Here is a 26,196-nt window from a genome sequence, read left to right on the forward strand (position 1 = left end):
TGACACATCAAAATCAAGCACTGGAAGCATCGAGTCGAGATTCATCTTTTTTTGAAGAGCTGAGGATTCCAACAAACCAAACTCTTCACCATTATGATACTGAAATTGGTATTTTTTAGGCTCACTAGCAATGTCAACTAAGCGCCGTAACTCACCTGAGTTACCAGCGTAATAAAGATATCCAGCCTGACTAAAAGGGTCGAACTTCTTAATGTCGCAAAATGCAATGTAAGTCTTTAAGGCGCTTAATTTAACTACTAGAGACCATGCATTGGTTTCATTTTTCTTCTCTTGATCAACCCATCTTTTTAGCTTTTGCATTCTTTCCAGTCGAGAGGGTTTAGCTAATGGTTTTTTGGGATCACACTGTTCATGACACCAATAAATAAAATTGTGTCTTGTGCTGTTTAGCACCCCTTCTGGCCGTATATCAACGATCAAATCTAATGAAGTAACATTTTTCTTAGTAATCGGCGGAGCGGGTGATTTATTTTGATTTCTCGATGCTGCTAATCGACTTTTTGCCATATCATCACCTCAGCGATTGTTGTGCGAATTGATTTTTACGCTGAGCGAATTCCAACCATGTTTTATTGTCATTCATGTAGTTAACGTATTTTTGAGTGGTAGAGGTGCTTTCATGCCCCATCAAATCAGCCAGCTCCTGTAACAAAGCCTCGAAGGGCTTACCTGTTTCCATATGTTTGCTGTACAGCCAGTCGGTTGCGAAAGTGGCTCGTAAGTCATGAGGGGCAAAATAAATATCAAGCCCACAGTGTGTCAAATCATTGCGGATAGTTTCCACATACTTTTGAATGGTGTTTGGAGCGTAGATATTGCCATTCGATTTAACGAATAAGTGGTTATGGCGAAGTAATCCTTTTTCAATAGCCTTCTTCCTCGCCTTACTTAACTTGTACTCGTACAACAGATCCATGACACTGGCTGGGATTTCAATTGTTCTGTTTTTTTTGAACTTGGTTAAGCAACCGTTAATATTCTCACCAATTTGCACCTTAACTACTTTAGCTTTTGGCTTGTCCACGACAGAGGCAGGAAATGTTATTAATTCCTCCAATCTCAATCCCGTTTCAGTTTTTAAGTACACCATTAGGGCTTTAGTGTCAGATGAATTTTCAATATCAAGGTGTTTATAAAGCTCTTGTTTTTCATCTTCACGAAGTGGGTTAAGCTCTCGAATATCAGCATCTTGAGGTTTTTTTATGTTCTTAAATGGTCTAGTGAGACCTGTGGTGTATACAATAATTTCCTTACTGTGACTGCGATTGAGATGTGAGAGCATTTCATGTTGTGCTCTGTTTCCTTTGTTGCTTATGCGAACAGTCTTTGCCTTAAACTCAAATGGTCGAAAGGTTTTGCTGATTGAAATGATCCGCTGGCGATGAAGGAAGATGAAGTAATTGACAACTTTCAAAACATAGTTAGAGGCTGTACTTGGAGAACCACCGACTTTTCCAGTTTCATCCTTGGTATAAAGGTTTTCCAATAAATAGTCTCGATATCTCACGATTGGACTTTCCTCTACCTTCTCGGTGCAGTCATATATTGTTAACGGAGGTTTTTCATCAACCAGAAGGCCAGTCCTTGGGTGTGTATGTTCGGGGATTTCCGTGCTCAACCACCGATAGAAGCTCAATAACGCAACTGCATGGGATTGAATCGTCTTATCGGAGGATATATCTGGATCTGCCAACAAAGAGTGAAGATATAGATTCACTGGCACCACATTGATACCATCGGGGTCTATTAAAATTGGAAGTTTATGAGCAAATGGTTTTGAGTTGTCCCTAACGTCATGGATGATCTCGCCACTGTCTGTCAGGGTGTGGCCTACTTATAAATGAGGGATATTTCTCCGTACTAATCCACATAAGACAATAGTCAAAGCCGAAGTCATCTGGAAACGACCTATTTTGTTCAATCACATTAACACCTAAATCATCCGTTATTCACACTGCTAAGCCTTCCCCCAGGGGGTTACGCGTTCATACATCTACTTTTTCAAGATATTTCTTAACCAATAGTAAAAATTGTAACCACCCCTCATCTCGACGTCTAATTTATACAACCTGAAACATTACAACATGTGATGTCTAAAGTATTTCCCAACTGTAAGCGCATAGTTGGACGAGAATGCCAAAATGCCATGGCGCTGCATTTCAGCTTTGATTTGAAAGACGGGTACGCCCATTTTAATACCGAGTAACTTAGCTTCACGCGACCGTGCAACCACGCAGCCGTCATTGTTGGACAGCACCACAATCGGCGTATCTTTTAAATCAGGACGAAACAGCTTCTCACAACTGGCGTAAAAGTTGTTGCAGTCCACCAAGGCAAATACTGGCATGGGATAGTCACGACTTACGGCGTATGTTTCGCACCACATTGGTGACCACACCAAATATCTCTAACTCTGTCCCTTCAGGAATATGAATGGGCTCATACACCTGGTTTCTTGGGATCAGCATGACGCACGGCCTTAGTTGAAGCTCCTTTACCGTGAGTTCACCATGGATGCCAGCGATGACAATGTCACCGTGTTCGGCTTGGACAGAGCGATCAACCACCAGAATATCATCTGGGTGAATCCCGGCATCAATCATTGAATCACCTTCAACACGCACAAAGAACGTTGCAGCCGGTCGCTTGATGCACAGCTCGTTGAGGTCGAGCGTTTGCTCAACATAATCCTGCGCTGGTGAAGGAAAACCAGCAGAAACACGTTCCATGAACAATGGAATACGAAGGCGCTTGGCTTTGATGAAGGCAAGTGCGCCGCTACGGCCTATCAGCGAGACACTCATGACGAACCTCGAAAAATCATAATTAATACTGTTTGTTTATACAGTATCTAATGCTATGCTGATTTCTACAAGTAAAATTGTAGGTAAAACTGTAGTTGTTCGAGTAAGACGTTGTGTCGTGGGTGATTTATTTCTTGTGTTGAAAAGCTTGATGTGGGGATTGCTCGCCCTCGTCAAAGCCTGCAAGGCTTGGACAATACTGCTTCTGCCTACTGCTCTTGTTTCTGTTACTGATCCTGTTACTGCTACTGGTTAACGCATGGGTCAAGTAACCGTCAGACAAGGCTTGTTGGACCCTTCGCAAAGGGTTTCAAAACAGTTAGTAAAATTCTGTTTCGTATTGAATTTACTGGCTTAAAGGGAAGTCAGGAGCATCATTAAAATGCTCAGTCGAACTCAGTTAAAGCCTTTTTCAACCGTTTGAAAAGGGGTTGGCTAAGCCATACGTAAAGGGTATTGGTAAGGGTTACCTAAAGGGTTTAGCTAAGGCTTTCTGAAAGGCTTAGCCAAAGCCTTCATACATGGGTTCACCCAGTAGAAAGATTAAAAAAACGCTGAGGTATCCAAGGTGCATTTTGAAAAACCTGTGGCACAGTGAAATAACCCAAAGCGAACAATAGAATTGAAGAGGAACCATCAATGACAAGAGCCCCTGCGCCATTTCCGCTAGAGCGCCTCGCGGAGATCCCAGAAAGACCAGAAGATTTTAGATTGCTGGAGCGCATTCCATTAACGCGTGAACCGCAGTCCTGGCCACTTGAACTTTCTCCTGTGGTCGGTGATGAACAGCCAATGGTGCTGCTCGATACAGAGACAACCGGACTGTCTGCCGATGACGAGTCCATTATTGAGCTTGGTATGGTTAAGGTGCTTTACAGCCCATCAGCTATGCGGATTGTGTCGATTGTTGATGTGATCAGCCTGTATGAAGATCCCGGCAAGCCAATCCCCGAGCTGATCACCGAGTTAACCGGTATCACCGATGATATGGTGCAAGGCCAGCGCATTGATGATGCAATTGTAGCGAGTTGGTTATCCGATGATCCGCTGGTGGTTGCACACAATGCACAGTTTGATCGTCCTTTCTTTGAAAAGCGGTTTGCTGCATTAGGCCATCTATCTTGGGCCTGTTCAGCCAGTGGCATAGATTGGAAAGCACTGGGCTTTGAAAGTAGAAAGCTTGAGTACCTGCTGCTTCGCTTAGGTTGGTTCTATGAAGGACACCGAGCTGCAACCGATTGTTTGGCGATGGCCTGGTTGTTCTATTTGTTGCCCGAGTCCGTTGCAAACTTGTTGTCTGAAGCAGACAGGCGAACTGTATTAGTTCGTGCGTTTGGTGCGCCGTTTGACGTAAAGGACTATTTAAAAGAGCGCGGTTACCGTTGGCATGACGGTGTTAAAGGTGCCAACAAACATTGGTGGCGCGAAATCAGCGAAGACGAGCTGCCGCTGGAGCAAGCTTACCTGGATGATTTGTACCATCGTGGCTCAGAACATGCCCACTATGACTACAAAGATGCCCGCAATCGATTTAAAGCTTTGTCATAGCCTCTTGCATATTTGAAAACCTCTGGAAAATGGAAAGTGAACTCATGGTTTAACCAACAAGAGGAATCTTTCCATGTACCAAGACAGCTACATTGAATACTGGGGCGAAATCTTCGTCTCTGCCCGCATCATTGAATTTGGCATCACGTTCGAGCGCTTTCTTAAAGATCCATGGAAGCATTTGATGTCCTGTGGCCAAGAGTCTGCCCCAGACGCGATTGCTGAAGGGATGCTGCCATTGCTGCCAGCTCAGGCAGAAGTTGCCAGGCGCATTCGGGAGAGTGAGCAACGAGCCCTGATGTCCACATACTCGGAAAAAGGGAAGTCTGAAAGCAGTAACATCGTGGTGCCACTGGTTCGGGTAGCGCATTGATAGCGGCTACCAGCAATGGCATGAAACAGTGTCTTCACGCCCATACCTGAGCGGCAATTGCAATCCAGATCAAAAAGTTGCCGCTTAGTCTTCCCTACAAAATAATTTGTGATAGGATGATACCTAATAAAATTAATTAGGTTGAAGCCTATTCAGTGTGTTATGGCCATCTGTCCAGCTTCAACCGGTAGAGATTGCTAAGTCATTGCGGATAAAGAGCAGCATTGAGTGACACTATTCAATGTGATTACGCGATGTCGGTCCGTACTTTATAAACAGAGTTTTAAGAAACTGGTTGAATTGGATAAACAAGACGCATGACAAATGATGGTCTGAAACAAACGGTAGTGGCGAAGTCAGATAGGCTTTCGCAGATAGCGCAGTTGCCACAAGCAACCAGGGATCGCATTGCCCACATCGATTTCACCTTATTGTTTAAGGGAGAAGCGGTGCGAGCGGATTTAGTCGATCGCTTCAGCATAGCCGCTGCACAAGCAACGAAAGACTTCACAATGTACAGAGAGCTCGCGCCAGGCAACATTGAGTATGACCAAAAGCTCAAATTGCATAAGCGTGGTGAAGCTTTTGAGCCCCTGTTCGACTATGACGTTGTGAGAACACTGGCGACGATTAGCCAAGGGTACGGAGATGGCTTCACTGGAAAGGTAAAACCACCACTGGCTTGTGAAGCGCCTTATCACCTTAACAAGCCGAGTTTATCGATAGTAGCGAAAGTCACCGAGGCCATCTACAAAGGCAAAGCCTTGAGTATCACCTATGTGTCGTTATCGAGCGGTGAAACCACGCGTGAAATTGTGCCGCATACGCTGGTGGACAATGGCCTGCGTTGGCACGTTCGTGGTTTTGACCGCAAGCATAATGAGTTTCGTGACTTTGTACTGACCCGAATTAAAGCAGCGGGTGTGCTTGAAGATTCAAAGCTGTCTGAGGCTGAACTTGAAACTCAGGACCGACAATGGAACAGATTTGTAGAGCTGGAGTTAGTACCACACCCACGCATTGAACACAGCGAAGCGATTGAACTGGATTATGGCATGGCGGGTGGCGTTCTAAAGGTTGAGATTAGAGCTGCAATCGCTGGGTATTTGCTTCGCCAATGGCATGTGGATTGTTCAAAAAAATCCGAATTAGAGCCAAGAGATTTTCAACTAGCGCTGAAAAATCTAGGTGCCTTATATGGTGTGGGTAATTTAAAAATAGCACCTGGTTATGAGTAATAAATAAGATATACAAATGAAAGATTTAATAGAGAAAATGAGTGTTCAAGATTATAACACTGCAATTAAAGATATTGCGGGCCTGAAAGACTATACGCTTGTTTTCAATATAATTAGCGCCTATTTTTGTGAGCCTAATTTGACTGACTCGAAGATAACTGATGAAAATGAGTTTGACATTAGAACTTCAAAAACTCGCAATAAAGTAAGTTGGGCGATTAATAAGGCGATTCTAAAGTTTATAAATCAAGATCATGAGCTTTTAATTAAAAAAATTTATCTTTCAGATGCGCCTTTAATAGATAAGAAGTTTTGCTTTTTATGGCACCTATGTCTAAATAATCGGTTGTTCAGAGAAGTCACAACACAAGTGTTCAGTAAAGTGTATTTCACAGGAAGAGCACAGATTTCACAGGACGACATCATTGCCTTTCTAAAAGATAAAATGTCTTCAGAGGGTCCTGATTTTCCGCAATGGTCAGAAGATACTTTATATAGAGTTGCTACAAAGTACCTCAGTTTAATGACCAAGTTTGACTTTGTAACGGTAGGGCGGGTGAAGTCTTTCAATCATATTCGCCCAACACCTGAGGCATTAGTGCTTTTCGTATATTTCTCTAATTTATTCTCACCTGAGATAAAAAGCATTTTTGAGCATGAATTGCTCCCTGCAAGTTTTATAGCCAAAGAAGATATTCAAGACCGATTCAAAAAGCTTTCAATGAAAGGCTTCTTTGACATGAGTTTCAATGGTGTAGCGCTCAATGTCGAATTAACTCATACCTATAAGGATATATGCGATGCCCTTTATAGCTGATCACAAACAAAAGTTTGCTGACCTAGACTTTAATATTGAAAACCAAGATCAGCTTCGTCGGCAAGCCAATGGTGGTAACAGTATATTGTTTTCCTATTGTCCAGGTGAGGAAAATTTATACATTGACAAAGCGAGAGATATTTATGAAGAGAAAGCGGAATTCATAGATATCAGCCAATTACTTGTCAGATTTATAGATTCCGATGGCTGGGATGCTTTCTCCGAGTACTACAGAGATTTCATTAACACTCCACATGTTGTTTTCAAATCTGACGATCCAGAACAAGACCTTTTTGACATGATTATTTCAGCCATTAAACAGGCTTGTGAAAAGGATAAGATTCCATTTCTTATTCGAAGTGGTTGCTTGTATGGCACGGGTATAGAGAATGTAAACATAATGGAGCACAAAGATGTTATGCAGCTAAAGCATCCACTTGTCATTTTCTATCCATCGAAAATATCAGAAGACAACATTTTATTCTTGAATTTTAGACCAGCATCAAAGTATCGCTGTACGTTAGTGAAATAGGGACTAATTTAAATGACAATCATAAATGACATACTAACGTTAGATCTTAAAGAAGATATTAAAAACGTTATTGACCTTGAAGACCGTTCAGAGACAGAAATTCAACACGAAATCGAGTCATACATCGTAACCGAAGGTATTGGGCGGCACCTCTACGAATTTACAAACCAATTCACCTCTAATATTAAAGAGACAGGGGTTTGGTTATCAGGTTTTTATGGCTCTGGTAAGTCATATTTCGGAAAGATGCTGGGTTATATAATAGATAACCAGATTATAAATGGTACTCCTGCACGTGAGCGTTTTATACCACGCTTAAAAGGTGTAAGTGATGCAGGTCTTATTGAAAACGCCCTACGTAATCTTGACGCAATTAACAGCCGCGTAGTGTTCCTTGATGTTGCTAAGCAAAATACTGAACGTGGATTGGCTTTCACCTTGTTTGCTAATCTGCTTAAAAATCTTGGTTTTCGTGATGATATTTACGGTTATATGGAGTTTGATCTGCTCCTAGATGGTAAATACGACGAGTTTAAAACTATTGTCCAAAAACTAGAGTCGAAGGATTGGGATGAGCTAAAGAAAAGTAATCGGCATGTCGCTAGAGTTATGCGAAAGGTCTTTGCCGAAATGGGGTACAGCGAGTCAGATTATGAAGATACCAAAAGCGTCTACAGTGCTTCGATAGAGGATTTTTCTGCCAGTAAATTTAAAACGGAACTGGAAAAATATCTTAAGTTTAATGCAGAAGAAACACTAGTCTTTGTTTTCGATGAGGCGAGTGAAGCTATTAGCCAGAAGAAATTTACCCTTTTAGATTTAGAAGGGATTAGTGAATCGCTATCGAGTATAAGTAATAAAGTTTGGACCATAGCGATTGCCCAAGAAAAGCTCGACGACGTGATTAACAATGCTAACGTCAGTCGCAGTAGTTTGACCAAGGTTACCGATCGTTTTAAAACCAAGATTCACCTTGAGTCTACAGAAGTAGACGTTATCATTCGTAGTCGATTACTTCAAAAAACAGAACAGGCAAAACAAGATTTAGTTGCTTATTACCAAAAGAATGAAGGCCTAATCAGCGACGCCACCAACCTAAAATCATCGTTCCCTACGAAAACGGAAACAGCTGAAGATTTTGCGGTCTATTATCCTTTCCACAAATATCAATTCGATATTTTGCAAAAGTTCTTGTTTAGCTCAAACGCTTTAGTTGCTACCCAAATTGCAGCTCGAGGCATGATTATCACAACATTTGACGTACTACGTAAGCAAATGCGTGACAAAGAGCTGTATAGCTTTACGCCAGGGTTCGCGATATGTGATGAAGCCCAAACCGCGCCGCCAGTTGGATTGGTCAACAAATACGATACAAGCCGAAAAATATTAAAGGAAAATGGCAGCAGCATTGACGGCGAGAAACTGCTCAAAACCATGCATCTATTAGCCGACTCTGAAGTAGTCGCGCCAACGGTTGAAAATATAACCAAAAGCTATATTACTGACATTACGTCTTACTATGAAGTAAAGCCAGCAATTGAAGACGCGCTTAAGCTACTGCTTGAAGCTAAAGTACTACTACTATCAAACAACAACTACAAAATCACATCAGATCTTGAAGGCAAAATGCTCGAAGAAATGAAAGATTTTGATGTCGAACTTTTCAGCAAGAAGCGTGAGTTAATTAAGTATCTGAAGGACTACAAAACCTTTAACGCAGTTGCATCCTACAATGATGGCAGTGATGCATTCAAATTTAGCGTGCTGTCGGACCAAGACGATGAGTTAGCACCTGTAGGAAGCAAACACTTAAAGATCACAGCCTATAGCTTGTTCAATATCAGTGATGATCGTCAGGATTTTATTGAACAACTGAAGCTTGATACTCAGTATCAGAAAGAGCTTATTACCTTGGTGCCAGATACTTCAGAGTTCTCCCAGATTGATAAATTGATAGGCGAAGTTATGCGCTACGCCTACATGGAGGAAAAATACTCGAATGAAAAAGATGCCGATAAGCGTCAAATTATTCGTGAATTTGAAGTTATACGAGAAGAGAAGCAACGAACTTTAAGAGGGCTAATTCAAGACGCATATCACAATGCATCCCTGATCTACATGTTCGACGAGCATCTGCTGAACGTTGATACATTTAAGGGAACCATTGCCGACAACCAGCGAAAAATGGTTAAAAACATCTACACCAAGCGTTTATCAAGTCAACTTTCTGATAGCCTGGTCTCGAAGATTTTCAGCACACATAAAGAAAGCCTGAATAAGTTATTTACCGCTAATGATTTTGCATTCTTCGACGGTCACGGCAATTTTACTGGCGATCACCTTAAAATTGTTGAAGAAATCAACGCTAAGATAAAGTCGCGCTATATGGATGGTAAATCTCTAGAAGCTGACTTGTCAGGTGCTCCATGGGGCTATAGCTACGGAACATTAGTAACGACTCTTGCAGTACTATTCCGTGCCGGTCGACTATCGGTTAAGTTTAACGGCGACACCTATTTTTCTCATGAGCAAAAAGCGGTTCACGATGCCTTTACGAATACCACCAAGTTTAAATCTGCGTCGTTCAAATCGATTACTGCAACGCTAACCGCTGTGCAGAAGAACCAGGCAGTACAACTACTGATGGAACTCGAAACACAGGACCATATCGGCAAAAAGGTAGATTGGAATACAAACGATTTTGACTTGGCTGACAGTATTCGTTTGATGGCTGAACACTTTATCAGTGCCATTACCAACCTGAGTGATACTGTTCAAAATTTTGAAGAACTATTCCCCAAAGTGGCAGGTTTAAAACAAGACTTGCAAGGTTTTGCGGGTAAAGTTACCGAGAGTAACTATATCGAAAAGGTTGAGTATCTACTTAATAACAGCGATACGTTCAGCAATTCGGTTCAAGCCATATTAAAAGCTCAGAAATTCATTAAAAAGAACTTTCCTAAAGTTAAAGAATTTAAGCGCTTTATTGACGATGTTCGAAGCGAGCTGATAAAAGCTGATCGCAGTGACAATAACATTGATGAAGCCTATGAAGAATTCGAGCGCTTATTCAAACTGGATATGGTGAAAAACTTTGCCAATCTCCAGCAACAAGTACAAGTTGTAAAAGATGCTTATTACAAGTTAGTTAAGACAGCATCTATAGGTATGAGTCACGAGTACAAGGTCCTGAGCGGTAAAATTGAGGCTGCTTTTCGTGAACTTAAGAACTACCCCGCGGCGCCGAACCGATTAAATCAGCAAAAGCTTGATGCCTTAAAAGCCTACGCAGAAAAACGAGTAGTTGGTGAACCAGTACTTGCGTTCAGCATTAGTTGCTCAAATAGTGGTTTTTCTCTCTCCGATATTTTGAATTACACAGCTCAAGCACCGCTAAAAGATAGCGAGCTGCTTATTTTACAAAGTAGTTTTATCACAGAAGAACCGCAGCCCGAGCCTGTACCCACACCGCAGCCTACACCTAATCGTGGTCCCGATGGTGGCGAGCCTGCACCAGCCCCGACTCCAGTTCAATCACCAGCACCGAAACAACCCCGCAAAGTTGCTTTTAAAGTTTCTAGTAAGGTGATGACAGTGCAAGAGTATAAAACCTTGCTGACTACGCAGCTAACGGCGCTTGCTGCGGCCAAGCCCGATGAAGAAATCGAACTAACTATAGATATTAATAGCGAAGGACTGTAAGCCCATGAAATTAGCTGACCACGTAGACCATTTAAGAGAGCTGATTGAAGCCGCCTTCGATAAGCAATTTTCTAGACTGGGTTTTAGTAAGACCAAGCAAATGGACGCCATCCAGGTAGAAAAACTACCAGAGGAAGTTAAAACCAAGCGCGAGCGCTTCGCCGTGATGCTGGAGAACCATATCGGTGAAACCGGTGGCTATGAAAGTGCCCGTGAAAAGCTACTGGATGAATTAACGTTTACCTTATTCAACCGTCTTGCTGCCATAAAGGTGATGGAGGCAGCCAGCTTATTTCCGCCCATATTAACAAAGCAAAAGGAGCATGGTGATCGTTCATTCGGCCATAAAGCCTGGCTAGAAATGAATCCGCACATGCGTGATGAAGAGCTGGAAGGTATTCGCGATTATTTAAAATCAGCGTTTGACGAACTTGGTCAAACGTTGCCGTTGTATAGCAAAGCCTACCCTTATGCGCTTTTACCTGATGCTATTAGTTTAAATGATATTATTGACGCCTTTAATGTGGTTGATACTGACGCGCAAGCTAATGACTCATCAGAAGAGACCATCTGGCAAAGTGATGATGTTCTCGGTTGGATGTACGAAAGCTACAATAACGCCAAGAAAAAGGCCCACAAAGACAGCGGTGATAAAACCGAATATAACAAGGTATCACTGCAATCACAGGTGTATACGCCGCGCTGGGTGGTACAATTCTTGGTCGAAAACTCTCTGGGTAAAATGTACCTCGAGATGTACCCGCACTCTGAGATAAAACAGCGTTATAAAATTGCCAACGCACCAACAACACAAATACGAGCACCTAAGCCTTTACATGAAGTGCGCACCATTGATCCAGCTTGCGGCTCGGGCAACTTTTTATTGTATGCCTTTGACTTCTATTACGAGCTTTATCTGGACCAAATTGAAAACTATGGTGCAGACTATGATGAAAAAGACATCCCTAAACTCATCATTGAAAATAACCTGCATGGCATAGACTTAGACGATCGTGCTATCCAGTTAGCACAGCTTGGCTTATTTATCAAAGCTAAGAAAAAGCGCCGTACAGTCGGCGAGTTGCATTTCAAAGTGGTATCGTCCGATTTCTATTTGCCTGAGTATGCGGCAGTAAAGCACATCTTCGAACAGGGCAATTTGGTGTCGGCTCAGCAGCGGGAGTTTATAGAGAAGGTATGGGGTGATCTCATGCAAGCCTATAAGTTTGGCTCGCTGATTCATATTGATAAAGAGTTAAAAGAACAGCTATCTCAAGTAAAAGAACGTGCGCTTGGTGAAACGTTTGATTCGACACAAAAGTTAAAAAAGAAAATTGTTGAAGGGGATCTCTTCGCAGCAGCAGACTATGCCGAGCACCAAGAATTCGCAGAAAACTTCTTTGCAAACTTATTCGCTGCGGTAGAGCAGTATGCTCGAACAGAACGCAATACTTTCTTAAGCGGAAAAACGCGAGATGCGATTACATTCTTAGAGCTGTTAACCTCTGAATATGATCTGGCGACTGCTAATCCGCCGTACACGGATAGTGCGGACTTTGGGCCAGACCTAAAAGAATTCATAGAAGACAACTATAAAAAACCTCACAAATTTAATACCAACTTATATGCCACCTTTATCAAGCGTTGCTGCGAACTTACAGATAAGGACGGTAAGGTCGCCATGGTTCATCCGCCAACATTTATGTATATCAAGACATTCGAAGATGTCCGAAAGTATATGATTGAGAAAACGAGCATCGATCTATTCGTGGAGTGGGGCTATTTAGGAATGTTCCATCAGTCAGCTCGAGTTGATGCTGCGATGTATGTCCTTGATAAAAATAAACAAGAGAAAGACTCAACCTTTATAAAGTTGAACCACATTTATGAAGGCAAACGTTACAACGCTTTTGTTGAGGCCTATGATAATTTGATTGATGGTGTAGCTTACCAAAATAATTACACCATCCCACAATCCAAACTAAAAATCATCAAATCATGGCCATTTATCTATTGGATTTCCGATGATTTTAGGCAGAAGTTTAAGAGTGAGTCAGTAAAAGATCTTTTGAAAAACTGTCAAGGGTTAGCGACAGCAAACAATAATCGTTTTCTAAGATTTTGGTGGGAGCTTTCTTCGTCAGATTTTAATATTGATGGTAATGATTGGGTTTACTACGCCAAAGGAGGACCATATAAGAAGTGGTCTGGTAATTTGTGGCTAATGGTCAACTGGAAATCAAGTGGGCAGGATGTAAAAAATTATACTGATGATAAAGGAAAACAAAAATCTAGGCCTCAAAATGAAGCTGTTTACTTTAAAGAAGGTATAACATATTCAGCATCTGGTTCTAAGGGCCCCTCTTACAGAATATTGCCAAAAGGATGTATTTTTGATGTTGGTGGTAGTTCAATATTTCCCATTAAGAAATACAAAAACACTCACTACATATTGGCATTTTTTAATTCTGTACTTTCGAATTATATAATTGAGTGTCTAAATCCTACAGTGAACAAGCAGGTCGGTGACATTGAACGAATTCCATTCGTAATCCCAGATAAAACTCAAGAAACCCTGATAGAGTTTTTATCACAAAGAAATGTTTCAATATCGAGGGAAATACGAGCAACTGAATTGTTTGATGGAGAATACGATAAGAGCCCGTTGTTGTCATTTCATAGCGGAGACTGGAGATCGGCGATTACTAGTTTACTAAATCGTGAAAATCATTTTAGAACTCAGATCCTCATTAATGAGGCCATTATTAATGAGACGATCTTTGAAATCTATAACCTAACTGAGCATGATAAAGCGATGGTGCTTGCCAAAGAAGGTGTAAGCATCGGTGGTCTGCCGGTTACCTCCGAAGCCCGAAAAGATTATCTGGCAGAAACGGAGGCGACAAAAACATTTCCACTGGACGCTACTCGTGAGTTTATCGAAGCGCTACCTATCAAAGAGTTTAGAGTCGAAGAACGTGAAGCCATTGAAAGTGGATTTGGAAGCCTTTACCAGAGCAACAACGATCTAGAGGAGTTCTGCATCCGACATCAGGTCAACCCGATTAACGTTTGGTATTGGTTCAAACAAAGCAAAGTAATCCCTAAGCAACGTATGCAAACTTTAGCCATGGAATTTTTGGCTGATATGGTTCGTGAAATTCTAATGGAAGATGAAGATGGCATTATCCCGCTAGTGCCTAATGCCGGTGAGAAAGTGCTTCTTGATCGTATCGAGGAGAAGTTTCTCGAAAAAGGGTTTAGTACTGCTCAATACTCAAGCTTTGATTCTGTTTTAGGGCGGCAAATCCATGACTACCTAAACAAATATTTCTTTGCAGAGCTGTCAGATCACTTAAATCTGTTTATGTATTTGCCCAAAACCCCATTTATCTGGCACTTAACCAGTGGCCCAGAGCAAGGCTTCGATTGCTATATCATCATATACAAATGGAATCGCGATAACTTGCTGCGCTTACGCTCGGTATATATCGAAAACCGTGAACGCGCTTTGCAAAACCGCCAGAGTGATATTGCTGGCAATGAAAGCGCTGAAGCGCAAAACGAGAAAGAGCGTATCTTTAAGCAATTGAAAGAAATCGACGCCTTTAAAAAGAAAATCGACGAACTATTGGCTGAAGGTTACAACCCGATTCTTGATGATGGTGTAGGCAAAAATATTGCGCCTTTACAGAAAAAGAAAATACTGGCTTATGACGTATTGAATGCAGGCCAGCTAAAAAAATACTTGAACGCTGATTGGTAAGGATGCCCGACTATGATTGATACCTGGTTTAAAGAGGATTTAGCGCGCATCCTGGAACCGCACCCTGTGGCCGTGTTTATTGATGAAAGCGGGGAGGCAGAATTTCTAATAAAGGGCCTGAAAGGTCAATGTGAGGTGTACTTCACCAATGGAGAGCTCGACGAGCTGGAAGCGAAATATCGCATTGAAAAAGCCATACAAGAGCATCCTGAATCTGAGCACAAGTACGTTATCTATACGCAACTCAGCAAAGAAGACTTAACCTTTGCACGCGAGTACTGTGAGACCAATGGTTGCATCGAAATTCGTTATTTGCAGAACTACATCAAGGATAAGGTTCACCGGACCTTAAACTTAAATATTAACTTGCCGAAAGACGAGTTGATCGCTGCTGCAAAAGTGAGTGTGGGTAAAGATCGTACATACTGGATGGACTTAAGCCACAAAGGAGCCTCTGAAATCTTTGATTTAGACAAGGAACTGCTGCCCTTTGTTCATGATCCCGAAAACTATGCCACTGAAAAATACGACGCACAGTTGCGTGAAACCTTTTACCGCAAGGTTAATGAGCTGCTAGGCCAAGAATATATCGATAAACCTGCATCTACCCTAGCGACTGAAGTTGTATCTGCGATGTTAAAGGGCTTGGCGGATAATGACTGTGATAAAACGTTGTTATCAGTTTACAACAGCTGGCTTGATTCGGTGAGTTATCGCAATTCATTTGGCTCATACCTCGCCAAACATAAGTTGGATTCAGCGTTTATTAACAGCAGTGCTATCTGGCAGATCAATCCCGACCACCCATTTAGGCAGGTGGATGAAGCTTGGTTAAAGGAATTAGGCAATAAACTGGCTAATAAATCTTTGGCTAAAGGAGAGTCAGCACAACTAGTTGCAAGGCTGAAACAACGCCATCAAAGCAAACAGGCACAAGCGCTGGGCATTGTGTTTTGGAACGACATTATTACTTTGCTCGACTTTGATCCGAAGGATATGGCCTATTTAAGCAGCTTTGCTGAATGTGTTGAGTTTTACAAAAGACATTTCTGCCCGCTTGATACTGCCATACGTAATTTGTACACCGAATTTATGCAACAACGTGACAGCCTTGAGCCTTTCCAAGAGCTTTACAAAGAGTACGTTACGCTGTTTTTAGATAAGTGGTTCCAGTATTTCAGTCAGTACCGGGAAGATCAAACTGGCATTTTACAAGCCATTATTGACCGCGATATTCAAATTGATCGCCCAGGAAAGAACAGCAAAATAGCCGTGATTGTAGGCGATGGCGTAGCCTATGAGATTGCAGAGCAGGTTGCTATCAAGGTTAAGCAGCTTGGTAACCATAGTACACTTACTCGCCGTCATATTTTGGCTGATTGTCCATCCGAAACTGAAAACAACATGAGTCATATCTACATGGCTAATGGTGTGGTTGAGGCCGTTCAAAACAAGCGAGAAAAGTATCTTTCGGAACAAAATACAAGCATTAATATTGACTACATCCGGTTGGATGAAGTGAGTGATCAGGCTCTATCGGGCCAAGTATTAATTTGTACCTATAAAGACATCGATGACATGGGTGACAAGCTCAATCATAAGGCGCTCAAATACTTCCCAGAATCTATCGATTTTTTTGCTGAAAAGATTAATCAGTTGCTCAATATCGGCTATACCAAGGTGTATTTAATCACCGACCATGGTTTCGTGTTGACTGGCTTGCTAAGCGAAGCCGATAAGATAGTGGTTAAGCCTTCAGGGCAAAACTACATTGACGAACGCTTCATCTGGACCAGTGACAAGCAAGAAAGTTTAATCCCTCAGTTTATTGAAGTAGCAAAGGTCTACAAAGATTATAACTATCTTTACTTCGCTCGCAGCATGAACCCGTTCAAAACCCCTGGTACTTATGGCTTTGCGCATGGCGGTTTAGCACCTCAGGAGTTGGTGACGCCTTATTTTTGTTGGGAGCAAGAAAGTGATGTTATGGGAGAGCTGCCTGTAACCATTGCGAACAAGCATGACTTGGTCAGTGTAACTGGAGAGCTATACCAGCTAAAACTGCGGGCTGAACCGGGTGAAGGAAATATGTTCACGCTTGACCGTAAAGTGATGTTGTTGTTCTTTGCTAACAAAACCCAAGTGAATAAGAGCGATGTTATTACCGTGCAGAGTAATGGTCAGGTTACTAAAGAGTACACCTTTGATGGCCATGAAGAGTTAGAAGTGCAACTGGTAGACGCGATTTCAAAACAGCAGCTTGATCGTGTTCTTATTAAAAAGAATAACGACCGCGACCTTGGCGGATTATTTTAAGGCCAGTTATGTTAAAGAATGCGATAGAGGAATAGGCGATGGCCGTTTTGAACGATTTAGATCACAAGCTGTTAGAGCACTTTCGAGGCTATGTGGTAAAGAAAGACTTAGTGCGTATGGTAAAAGTTGGTGCCAACGTACCGGTGTTTGTATTGGAATATTTAATTGCTAATTCCTGCTCTACCGATGATGAAGAAAAGATTAAAGAAGGCATGGAAAACGTTAAGAAGATTCTTAGCGAGCACTATGTTAATCCGGAAGAAAGTTCTCTAATACATTCTAAAATAAGAGAAAAAGGTCGATTTAAAATAATCGATAAAATTTCTGTCAAACTGGATTCGAAAAAAGATATCTATTGGGCTCAGCTTCAAAATAGCAACATTAACAACGGTAATATCCGTGATGGCCTTGTGAAAGAGCATGAGAAGATGTTGATGGGTGGTATTTGGGCCATTATTGACGTCGAATATGACCCCGACATAAGAATCGGTCAAAACATATATCCGTTTGTAGTGACAAATATAAAGCCTATTCAACTGTCGACTTTTGATAACAGTAAGATTATCCAGAAAAGAAATGAGTTTTCGAGAGATGAATGGCTGAATGTATTGCTACGTAGCTGTGGATATGAGCCAGATGCTGAAGGGATGACAACCCGCGTAAAAATGCTGTTACTTGCACGTCTGCTGCCAATGGTTGAGAGTAATTTTAACTTTGTAGAGTTAGGTCCGCGGTCAACAGGTAAGTCGTTCGTTTTTAAAGAGCTTACACCTTATGCCGTGCTTATATCAGGTGGTCAAGGAACAGTTGCCAAGCTCTTTGTTCACGGTTCTACTGGCAAAGTTGGTGCCGTTGGTCAATGGGATGCGATATGTTTCGATGAGGCAACGGACAAGATCTTTAAAGAAAAGGATGCTGTTCCTTTAATGAAGGACTATATGGAGTCTGGCTCGTTTTCGCGAGCTGGTGCAGGAGGTGAAATCACTGGTGTTGCTTCAATAATCCTAAACGGCAATATAAATCAACCAGTTGAGACGGTATTGCAAACATCTCACTTATTTAGTCCTCTTTCTGATGAAGTGAATAACGATACTGCATTCCTTGATCGTATTCATTTTTATCTACCTGGGTGGGAAATGATCAAGTTTGCTCCTAAACACTTCACATCTAATTTTGGTTTCAGTACAGACTACTTCTCAGAAGCATTGAAGTCGTTTCGTCGCGTTACATACACTGATGCTCTTGAAAACTTTTTTTCGCTAGGTTCACACTTGAAACAACGTGACACCAAGCCAGTAAAAAAGACGGTATCAGGTCTGATTAAATTGCTTCACCCGAATGGTGAATACACCAAGGAAGATGTGCGTGAATACCTCGAGATAGCTCTTGAAATGCGACGTCGCGTGAAAGAACAGTTAAAGCGAATCGGTGGAATGGAGTTTTGGGATACGAATTTTTCTTACATAGATAAAGAAACGCAGGAAGAGCACTTTGTTGGCTTGCCTGAGGAAAAGGGATCTCACTTAATCGAAAATACGCCACTGCCGCCTGGTGTTTGTTACACCAGTACTAGTGATGGTGACAATGTCGCGCTCGTGCGTATTGAAGCTGTTACTACCTCGGGTTCTGGGAAACTCAATATTTCTGGTGTAAGTAACACCGGAGTAAAAGAAAATATCAAGAATACCTACCAGTATATTAAAGCTAATGAAAAAACAATTTTAAGTGAACAGCACTCGCTTAAAAATTACGATATGACTATCCAAGTAACCAATATGCTGGGGGCTTCAATATCAACGGGAATTGGCTCAGCGGTTTATATCGCAATCGTGTCTGCTCTGTACAAAAAGAACCTAAAGGCTGGCCTTGCAGTGTTGGGTAATATATCCGTTGGCGGTGCGATTGAAAGGTCGATTAACTTTGCTGACAAGATAACAATGTTGTCTGAGAATGGCGCGAAGACGGTTGTTGTTCCAATGGATAATCTAGTTGAGCTAACAAATGTACCACCAACAGTTCTTGGCAATACAGATGTTCCATTTTATCAGAATAATCAGATGCTTATGCAAAAAAGCATACTGCTTGACTGATTTTAAATATTGTTGGGGTAAGATGATTGACTATCGTTAATAGCAAAGAATTCATTCGTGAGGTTAAGCGCACACCTCAGAATTTCTACATTATTCACTATTCTTGCCAAAGCTTGAATGATGATAACGACGGCTTATCTCCTCGAATTACGTCGATTGCAATACTGCACCTGTCTACAGACCAGACAGTGAGTTTTTCTATTCACGCTATTGCTGAAGAACTTGGTATCAGTCGAGATAATATCCATCAACGTCTCGATGATATTGAGCTTGCGTTACTAGGTAAATTCAATGAATTTGTCCGTGATCGTCGTGATAGATACTGGATTCACTGGAATATGCGAAATCTGACTTACGGTTTCGAACATTTAGAACATCGATATCGAGTACTTGGTAAAACCGATATGGCAGTAATTCCTGTTGAACGACGAATCAATCTCAATGATATTTTGTCTGACCGTTATGGCAGTGGTTATGTTGCAGATCCTCGCTTAAAGTCATTGATGAATTTGAATGGTGGTATCCATAGGCACTTTTTAACTGGTGCGGAAGAAGTAGAAGCGTTCAAGAGCAATGAGTTCATCAAAATGCACAACTCTACGCTGTGTAAGACCGGTTTTTATAAGAAAGTAATCGATAAGCTAGCTCAGGGAAAACTTAAAACGAACGCAAAGGGCATGGGCGTTCTTATTGATAGGCTTTTTGAAAGCCGGTTGGCTAAGACAATTGCATTGGCTAGTGCATTAATTTCGGTACCCATCTCTGTTTATCAAGGCTTTATTTGGCTAACAACATGACGGTCAGCGTTTTATGGTCAGAGAGGATTGCTCATGCCAAAACTAAAAGGTTCTGAGATTAGAACGATAGATAAAATTTTCGAAATGACAGATGGCTACCTGTTAGATTTTTCAGATAGGACAATGGCTGAGTATTTTGAAGACGAGTTGAACATTGATATTACTCAAGAAAAGTACCAGATCAATGGGGGCTCAAAGGCTAAACGTTTAAGAGCTTTTATTGAGCTAGAGGATGGTTACTTGGTTGGTCAAGTACTCAGAAAACTTTGGCAGTATAAATGTGATTACAAGCCCGAAGACCCGCAGGAAAAGGCAAAACTGCTTGAAATTTTAGCCAAAGTTGAAACTGGAGTTAGTGCTTCAGTCTTAGCGACGCTTTCAACCAAAGCCGAAGTTTTGAATATGGATACGGTATCTAGGGACCTTGATAGAGCCCTGGAAAGCGCCTTTCGTGATCCGGAAAGTGCTGTCACATCGGCTTGTTCTACACTGGAGAGTGTGTGCCGTTCGATCATAATTGAACTTGGCTTTGAACTTCCTAAGAAGAAAGATATTAAGGGATTGTTTGACTCAGTAAAGCGACCACTAGGGTTGTCTCCTGGAGAAATTAATGTAAATCCAGAAATTGCTGATGACGTAAGAAAGGTCCTATCTGGATTGGCAACCATTGTTGAAGGTATCGGAGCTCTGCGAACACATGGTGGTGATGCTCATGGTCGAGAGCGGGGATACACCCGACTAGATGCCCGTATAGCCAAGTTAGCTATTCACTCAGCAAGTACCGCAGCGTTATTCCTAATAGAAACATGGCAACTAAAGTATCCATCAAAAGAACTCGTAAAACATTGATAGCGGATTGTTAGCCTCTTGGTGGCCTAAAAATGACATGGTAGTTTGATGCAAGATTTTTGAAGCTATCGAACTAAACAACTCTGTTTGAACCTTCACACTATCGTGTCGGAGGTTCACTATGTTCAAAAAACTATTTTTTCAAACCAAAGCACTACCAGAGCTTTCATCGCAACTGGATGTAGAAATTCCACGCTACCCGCCATTCCTGAAGGGGTTGCCAGCTGCGTCACCTGAAGATTTGCAGTCCACACAAGAGGAGCTAATTGCCAAACTGCGCCAGGTACTTGGCTTTAACCAGCGTGATTTTCAACGGTTGATTCAGCCCTGCATTGACCATCTTGCTGCTTATGTTCATTTGTTGCCAGCTTCTGAGCATCATCATCACAGTGGTGCTGGCGGTTTATTACGTCATTCATTGGAAGTTGCTTTCTGGGCTGCACAATCAGCTGAAGGTATCATCTTTGTTGCCAGTGGCACACCGGTTGAGAAAAAAGAGCTAGAGCCAAGGTGGCGTGTTGCGGCGGCTCTTGGCGGTTTGTTCCATGATATTGGTAAGCCAGTTTCAGACTTGTCCATTACAGACGAAGATGGACGCTATCAGTGGAACCCTTTTTTAGAGACATTATCTCAGTGGACCACTAATAACAGCATTGAACGCTATTTCATTCGCTGGCGCGACGGACGGTGCAAGCGGCACGAGCAATTTTCAATTTTGGTGTTAAACCGGGTGATGACACCTGAGTTGCTCGCCTGGTTAACCCAGCCGGGTCCTGAGATTTTGCAAGCCATGCTGGAGGCAATTGGCAATACCGATCCCGAGCATGTCCTGTCTAAACTGGTCATTGAAGCTGACCAAACCAGTGTCCAGCGAGACCTGAAAGTTCAACGAATTTTCGTTGACGACAATGCCCTTGGTGTCCCAGTCGAACGCTATCTACTTGATGCCATGAGGCGATTGCTTGCCAGTTCGCAATGGCTGGTCAATCAGCGAGACGCCAGAGTCTGGGTACGAAAATCGAATCAATCAACCCATCTTTACCTGGTTTGGAAAAGCGCGGCTAAGGACATCATTGAGCTATTGGCCAAAGACAAGATACCTGGCATCCCAAGAGATCCCGATACCCTTGCGGACATCCTCATTGAGCGAAGATTGGCCACTAAATCCGCCTCAAATGAGCGATATGAAAGCCTTGCCCCTGAAGTGCTGATCAAAGACGACAAGCCAATCTGGTTACCCATGCTGCATATATCTGAGGCCGACTTATTGTTCAGCTCGAATGTACCAAGTAGCGTGAGACTGTTTAGCAAATCTGAGTGGGAAGCAACACAGCAAACACAAGCAGAGCCACAGAGTCGCTCCAGTGAGCATTCAGACTTGCCTGAAGCGTCATCATCAATCGAACATAGCAATTCGGCTAAGTCGCCTTCGACAAAACCGTCCGAACAAGATGATGAACTTCTTCATGCCAGTGATGTTAATCACCTTGAGAAAAATGAAAACGTTCCGGGTGATGGATGTGAAAAGCCTAACAATTCATATGATGGCGCTATCTCAAATAACGTAAACCAGCACGATGCAGAAGCATTGAATCTTCCTGAATCTTTGGCGTGGTTCCCAGAGGCCAGCAGTGCGTTGATTATGGTTGGTGAACAGCTTCTGATCCGCTATCCCGATGCCGTAAGACCTTGGTGTGCACCCCGAAAACTGCTTGCTGAACTCAGTCGGTTAGATTGGCTTGAACTAGATCCGGCAAACCCGACGCGTAAAGCCAGAACTGTGACTACAAATGATGGAGTTCAGGAGCAAGGGTTACTGCTGAAGGTATCGATTTCTAAAGGGCTAACTGCACTGATAGACCTTTCCAAACAAGACGCAGAATCAGTGACAGCAATTCAGAACAAAGAGGCTTCACAGCGTCCGAGTCGAATTAATATAACCAATGCCCAAGCAAAAGAGCCCGCCACAAGAGCGGAGCGTAAGCAAAAGCCGATTGCGGCCAATGCGAACTCAAGTACAGACCCCAAACACGCGCAGCGGCAACAGATGGTTAGTTTTGTGAAAGATTTGCCCATCTTACTGACCGATGGCGATTACCCCGACGTGGATCATAGTGCCGATGGTATTCGCGTCACGATTCAAACCTTACGCCAAGTCGCCAATGAGCATGGTATTCCAGCCGGGCAATTGCTTCGTGGGATCTCGGCCAGTGACCAATGCCAGTTTGATGAGGGGGAAACGGTTTTGTTTACCGCTCACGCTAAACGTTAATCCTTTTGAAATTAAGCTATTGCAAACGGTTATTTTGCGGAGCATGAATGAAAGAAAACGCATACGAGATGCCTTGGCGCACGAACTATGAAGCCATGGCAGCAGCAGGCTGGCTGGTTGGGGCCACTGGGGCGATTGCGGCAGAAATGCTGACTGAGCTACCACCTGAGCCATTTTGGTGGATGACAGGGATTTCCTCGGGCATGGCGTTGTATCGCCTGCCTGAGGCTTACCGTCTTCATAAGTTACAGAAGGGATTAAAAGGCAAACCTTTGGCTTTTATGGAGCTGTCGCATTTGCAAAAAGTGATGGCAAAACATCCTGATGAATTGTGGTTAGGGTATGGCTTTGAGTGGGATCAACGTCATGCCCAACGCGCTTATGAAATCCTAAAGCGGGATAAGCAAACCTTGCTTAACCAAGGTCACGGCAAGCAAATGGGTTCAACCTGGATTCATGGTGTTGAGCCCAAAGAAGAAGATGTGTACCAGCCAGTAGGTCATACTGAGGGACACACCTTAATTGTCGGTACGACCGGTGCAGGGAAAACCCGATGCTTTGATGCGATGATCACCCAGGCCATTTTGCGCAATGAAGCCGTGATTATTATTGACCCCAAGGGCGACAAAGAACTTAAGGATAATGCGCAGCGAGCCTGTATTGCCGCCGGTAGTCCTGAGCGCTTTGTGTATTTTCATCCGGGTTTTCCAGAGCATTCAGTACGTCTTAATCCCCTGAGAAACTTTAACCGGGGTACTGAAATTGCCAGCCGTATTGCGGCACTAATCCCATCCGAAACGGGTGCTGATCCATTTAAAGCCTTTGGCCAAATGGCACTGAATAACATCGTGCAAGGTTTGTTGCTTACGTCACAACGTCCTGATCTGAAAACACTGAGGCGATTCTTGGAAGGTGGCCCAGAAGGCTTAGTTGTAAAAGCCGTCACAGCCTGGGGGGAGCAGGTGTATCCAAACTTTAGTGTGGAGATTAAGCGCTTTACCGAAAAGGCTAATACCTTGGCAAAACAAGCTATGGCGATGCTGCTTTTTTACTATGAACGCATTCAGCCTGTTGCCGCCAATACCGATTTGGAAGGCCTTTTGAGCATGTTTGAGCACGATAGAACCCACTATTCCAAGATGGTGGCTTCACTGATGCCGGTGCTCAATATGCTCACCTCAAGTGAACTAGGCCCATTGCTATCACCGATTGCAAACGACGTGGATGACAGTCGGTTAATTACGGATTCTGGCCGTATTATCAACAATGCCCAAGTGGCCTATATCGGCTTGGATTCATTGACCGACGCCATGGTGGGCAGCGCCATTGGTTCGTTGCTTTTATCCGATCTCACGGCTGTGGCCGGTGACCGCTATAACTATGGTGTTGAAAATCGTCCCGTAAATATCTTCATCGATGAGGCGGCTGAAGTCGTTAACGATCCCTTCATTCAACTGCTCAACAAAGGCCGTGGCGCAAAAATGCGTTGTGTGATTGCTACTCAGACCTTTGCTGACTTTGCTGCTCGTACAGGCAGTGAAGCAAAGGCTCGTCAGGTGTTAGGTAACATCAACAACTTGATAGCCCTTCGGGTGATGGATGCCGAAACGCAGCAGTACATTACCGACAATCTCCCTAAGACTCGGTTGCAGTACATCATGCAAACTCAAGGTATGTCGTCCAACTCGGACAGCCCCGCCTTGTTTACCGGCAATCATGGCGAACGCTTGATGGAGGAAGAAGGCGATATGTTTCCACCGCAGCTATTAGGCCAGCTCCCTAACCTGGAGTACATCGCCAAGCTTTCAGGTGGCCGCGTGATCAAAGGCCGTATTCCTATTTTAACCAGCTCTACACAGGCAGCATAAGGAGTCTGTATGCATCATTCTGTCTGTCTGAAAATGACAACACTTACCAGTAAAGAAATGCTCGCTCAGTGGCAGCAACATAATCCCCAGTTCAAGGAAACCTTAAGACTGCTTGAAACCGACTGGCCTCATGCTTTGGCCTCGGTGTATTGCTTGGCGGACTACTTAACGGATGCGTTCACGTTAGATGGCCATTCCATCTTTGATTTGTGTCTGTGTAATGGCTTGGGCAGTTATGAAGAAGTCAGTTGTGATGATGACAGTGTACGCCTTTGGCATTTCATTGAGGCATTGACCTGGACTGCCGCCAGTGCTTTAACGGGGATTCGCCTGCGTGATCCTGACCATTTCGAGTGGGCCGCCGTGGATGGTGTGTATTTCCACACCTGGATTCGTAATCGTCCAAATCGGATGGCGTATCTGGCTGAAGGACGCATCGACGTGCGTTATGTCACTGGTCATACGACGACAAAGCGGCTTCAACAAGTGATTAAAGCCCGGATTATGACGCCAACCGTTGCAGCCATGCTGGCGCGAGTAGAAGAGGATGTTTGGCATGAGCAAGCATAAGTCGGTTTGGCTGCTGTGTCTGGCACTGATGTTGGAGATTATTGCCATTGGCGTGTTAGTGCCCGGTGATTGGACTGGCCGGGTCATTAGTAAAGAGAAGCAGATGATCCAAAATCAATTGGGCGCTCAAACAAGCTATTGGATTGGTCAAACTAGCCATCGCTGGTATCAGTCATGGATTGTGGATACGCAGATGGAGCAATCTGTGCGAGATTTTCTAATCCCAACTGAACAGCAGCGACTTCGTTCTAAAGGGATGGAGAACATGGGAGGCTTTTGGTTTGTCTGGGTAGAAGACCGTATTCAAGCATTTTTTGATGTGTTGTACCAAGTGTTCACTCGATTTGCGTTGCTGATGGTCTGGTTGCCCTTTGCGCTTATTCTCATGTTACCGGCGTTGTGGGACGGCTTGATGACCTGGAAGATCAAGAAGACAACCTTTGATTTTTCGAGCCCAATCATTCACCGCTACAGCATGATAATTCTGGGTTCAGGCGTCATCTTGCTGTTTATGGGATTGTTCGCCCCGCTGGCTATTCCACCGGTGGTGTTGCCGTCGCTGATCATTGGTTTGGCATTGATGGCGGGGTTGGCGTTAAGTCACTTGCAGAAGAAAATATGAGGCCAGTTAGG

The 26,196-nt window shown here is 43.1% G+C and carries 19 protein-coding genes and 2 pseudogenes; 16 read left to right on the forward strand and 5 right to left on the reverse strand.

Features of this window, described 5'->3' with window-relative positions; all coding sequences use genetic code 11:
* The 4 genes and pseudogenes from GLIP_RS11265 to umuD form a co-directional block, all read right to left on the reverse strand.
* Window positions 1-528, reverse strand: a pseudogene (locus tag GLIP_RS11265) (hypothetical protein); the annotation flags it as partial.
* A 4-nt stretch (window positions 529-532) separates the two neighbouring features.
* Window positions 533-1,744, reverse strand: coding sequence for a tyrosine-type recombinase/integrase (locus tag GLIP_RS11270; protein WP_226083541.1), 1,212 nt, complete (start codon window positions 1,742-1,744; stop codon window positions 533-535).
* A gap of 390 nt (window positions 1,745-2,134) precedes the next feature.
* Window positions 2,135-2,368, reverse strand: a pseudogene (locus GLIP_RS11275) (Y-family DNA polymerase); the annotation flags it as partial.
* A gap of 7 nt (window positions 2,369-2,375) precedes the next feature.
* The gene (gene umuD, locus GLIP_RS11280) at window positions 2,376-2,825 is read right to left on the reverse strand and encodes a translesion error-prone DNA polymerase V autoproteolytic subunit (RefSeq protein ID WP_008844764.1); all 450 of its coding nucleotides are present in this window, start codon (window positions 2,823-2,825) and stop codon (window positions 2,376-2,378) included.
* Between the two features lie 55 nt (window positions 2,826-2,880).
* Between umuD and GLIP_RS22095 the strand changes: the two genes are divergently transcribed.
* Together GLIP_RS22095 and GLIP_RS11285 are read left to right on the forward strand one after the other, a co-directional pair.
* On the forward strand, window positions 2,881-3,081 hold the full coding sequence (locus GLIP_RS22095; RefSeq protein ID WP_022614398.1) for a hypothetical protein: 201 nt from the start codon (window positions 2,881-2,883) through the stop codon (window positions 3,079-3,081).
* 383 nt (window positions 3,082-3,464) lie between these two features.
* Entirely contained in the window at window positions 3,465-4,373 is a 909-nt protein-coding gene (locus GLIP_RS11285) for a 3'-5' exonuclease (RefSeq protein ID WP_008844765.1), read from the forward strand.
* Between the two features lie 49 nt (window positions 4,374-4,422).
* Here GLIP_RS11285 and GLIP_RS22410 read toward each other — a convergent pair whose 3' ends face one another.
* Complete coding sequence (locus tag GLIP_RS22410; protein ID WP_008844766.1) at window positions 4,423-4,554, reverse strand: hypothetical protein; 132 nt, start codon at window positions 4,552-4,554, stop codon at window positions 4,423-4,425.
* Between GLIP_RS22410 and GLIP_RS11290 the strand changes: the two genes are divergently transcribed.
* The 14 genes from GLIP_RS11290 to GLIP_RS11355 all read left to right on the forward strand — a co-directional run bounded on the left by GLIP_RS11290 (window position 4,504) and on the right by GLIP_RS11355 (window position 26,185).
* On the forward strand, window positions 4,504-4,746 hold the full coding sequence (locus GLIP_RS11290) for a hypothetical protein (RefSeq protein ID WP_226992213.1): 243 nt from the start codon (window positions 4,504-4,506) through the stop codon (window positions 4,744-4,746). The genes GLIP_RS22410 and GLIP_RS11290 overlap by 51 nt on opposite strands.
* A gap of 317 nt (window positions 4,747-5,063) precedes the next feature.
* The gene (locus tag GLIP_RS11295; protein ID WP_008844768.1) at window positions 5,064-5,984 is read left to right on the forward strand and encodes a WYL domain-containing protein; all 921 of its coding nucleotides are present in this window, start codon (window positions 5,064-5,066) and stop codon (window positions 5,982-5,984) included.
* A 16-nt stretch (window positions 5,985-6,000) separates the two neighbouring features.
* A complete protein-coding gene (locus GLIP_RS11300) occupies window positions 6,001-6,801 on the forward strand; it encodes a BrxA family protein (RefSeq protein WP_007105023.1) in 801 nt (266 codons plus the stop codon).
* Window positions 6,785-7,333, forward strand: coding sequence for a hypothetical protein (locus GLIP_RS11305; protein ID WP_001115853.1), 549 nt, complete (start codon window positions 6,785-6,787; stop codon window positions 7,331-7,333). Before GLIP_RS11300 ends, GLIP_RS11305 begins: the two co-directional genes overlap by 17 nt.
* Window positions 7,334-7,345: 12 nt before the next feature.
* Entirely contained in the window at window positions 7,346-11,035 is a 3,690-nt protein-coding gene (gene brxC, locus GLIP_RS11310; protein ID WP_008844769.1) for a BREX system P-loop protein BrxC, read from the forward strand.
* A 4-nt stretch (window positions 11,036-11,039) separates the two neighbouring features.
* Window positions 11,040-14,801, forward strand: a complete 3,762-nt coding sequence (pglX, locus tag GLIP_RS11315; RefSeq protein WP_008844770.1) for a BREX-1 system adenine-specific DNA-methyltransferase PglX — start codon at window positions 11,040-11,042, stop codon at window positions 14,799-14,801.
* 12 nt (window positions 14,802-14,813) lie between these two features.
* The gene (locus tag GLIP_RS11320) at window positions 14,814-17,117 is read left to right on the forward strand and encodes a PglZ domain-containing protein (protein ID WP_008844771.1); all 2,304 of its coding nucleotides are present in this window, start codon (window positions 14,814-14,816) and stop codon (window positions 17,115-17,117) included.
* 38 nt (window positions 17,118-17,155) lie between these two features.
* Window positions 17,156-19,207, forward strand: coding sequence for a protease Lon-related BREX system protein BrxL (gene brxL / locus GLIP_RS11325; RefSeq protein WP_008844772.1), 2,052 nt, complete (start codon window positions 17,156-17,158; stop codon window positions 19,205-19,207).
* A 26-nt stretch (window positions 19,208-19,233) separates the two neighbouring features.
* Complete coding sequence (locus tag GLIP_RS11330) at window positions 19,234-20,004, forward strand: hypothetical protein (protein WP_008844773.1); 771 nt, start codon at window positions 19,234-19,236, stop codon at window positions 20,002-20,004.
* Between the two features lie 33 nt (window positions 20,005-20,037).
* Entirely contained in the window at window positions 20,038-20,853 is an 816-nt protein-coding gene (locus GLIP_RS11335) for an abortive infection family protein (RefSeq protein ID WP_008844774.1), read from the forward strand.
* A gap of 121 nt (window positions 20,854-20,974) precedes the next feature.
* Window positions 20,975-23,125, forward strand: a complete 2,151-nt coding sequence (gene mobH, locus GLIP_RS11340; protein WP_008844776.1) for a MobH family relaxase — start codon at window positions 20,975-20,977, stop codon at window positions 23,123-23,125.
* Window positions 23,126-23,172: 47 nt separating this feature from the next.
* Window positions 23,173-24,993 (forward strand): conjugative transfer system coupling protein TraD, encoded by a 1,821-nt coding sequence (gene traD / locus GLIP_RS11345; RefSeq protein WP_008844777.1) that lies wholly within the window; start codon window positions 23,173-23,175, stop codon window positions 24,991-24,993.
* A gap of 9 nt (window positions 24,994-25,002) precedes the next feature.
* Entirely contained in the window at window positions 25,003-25,563 is a 561-nt protein-coding gene (locus GLIP_RS11350; protein ID WP_008844778.1) for a hypothetical protein, read from the forward strand.
* Entirely contained in the window at window positions 25,550-26,185 is a 636-nt protein-coding gene (locus GLIP_RS11355; RefSeq protein WP_008844779.1) for a DUF4400 domain-containing protein, read from the forward strand. The genes GLIP_RS11350 and GLIP_RS11355 overlap by 14 nt, the downstream gene beginning before the upstream one ends.
* Window positions 26,186-26,196 lie beyond the last annotated feature (11 nt).

Origin of the sequence: Aliiglaciecola lipolytica E3 (assembly GCF_000314975.1) — a bacterium.
GTDB lineage: Bacteria > Pseudomonadota > Gammaproteobacteria > Enterobacterales > Alteromonadaceae > Aliiglaciecola > Aliiglaciecola lipolytica.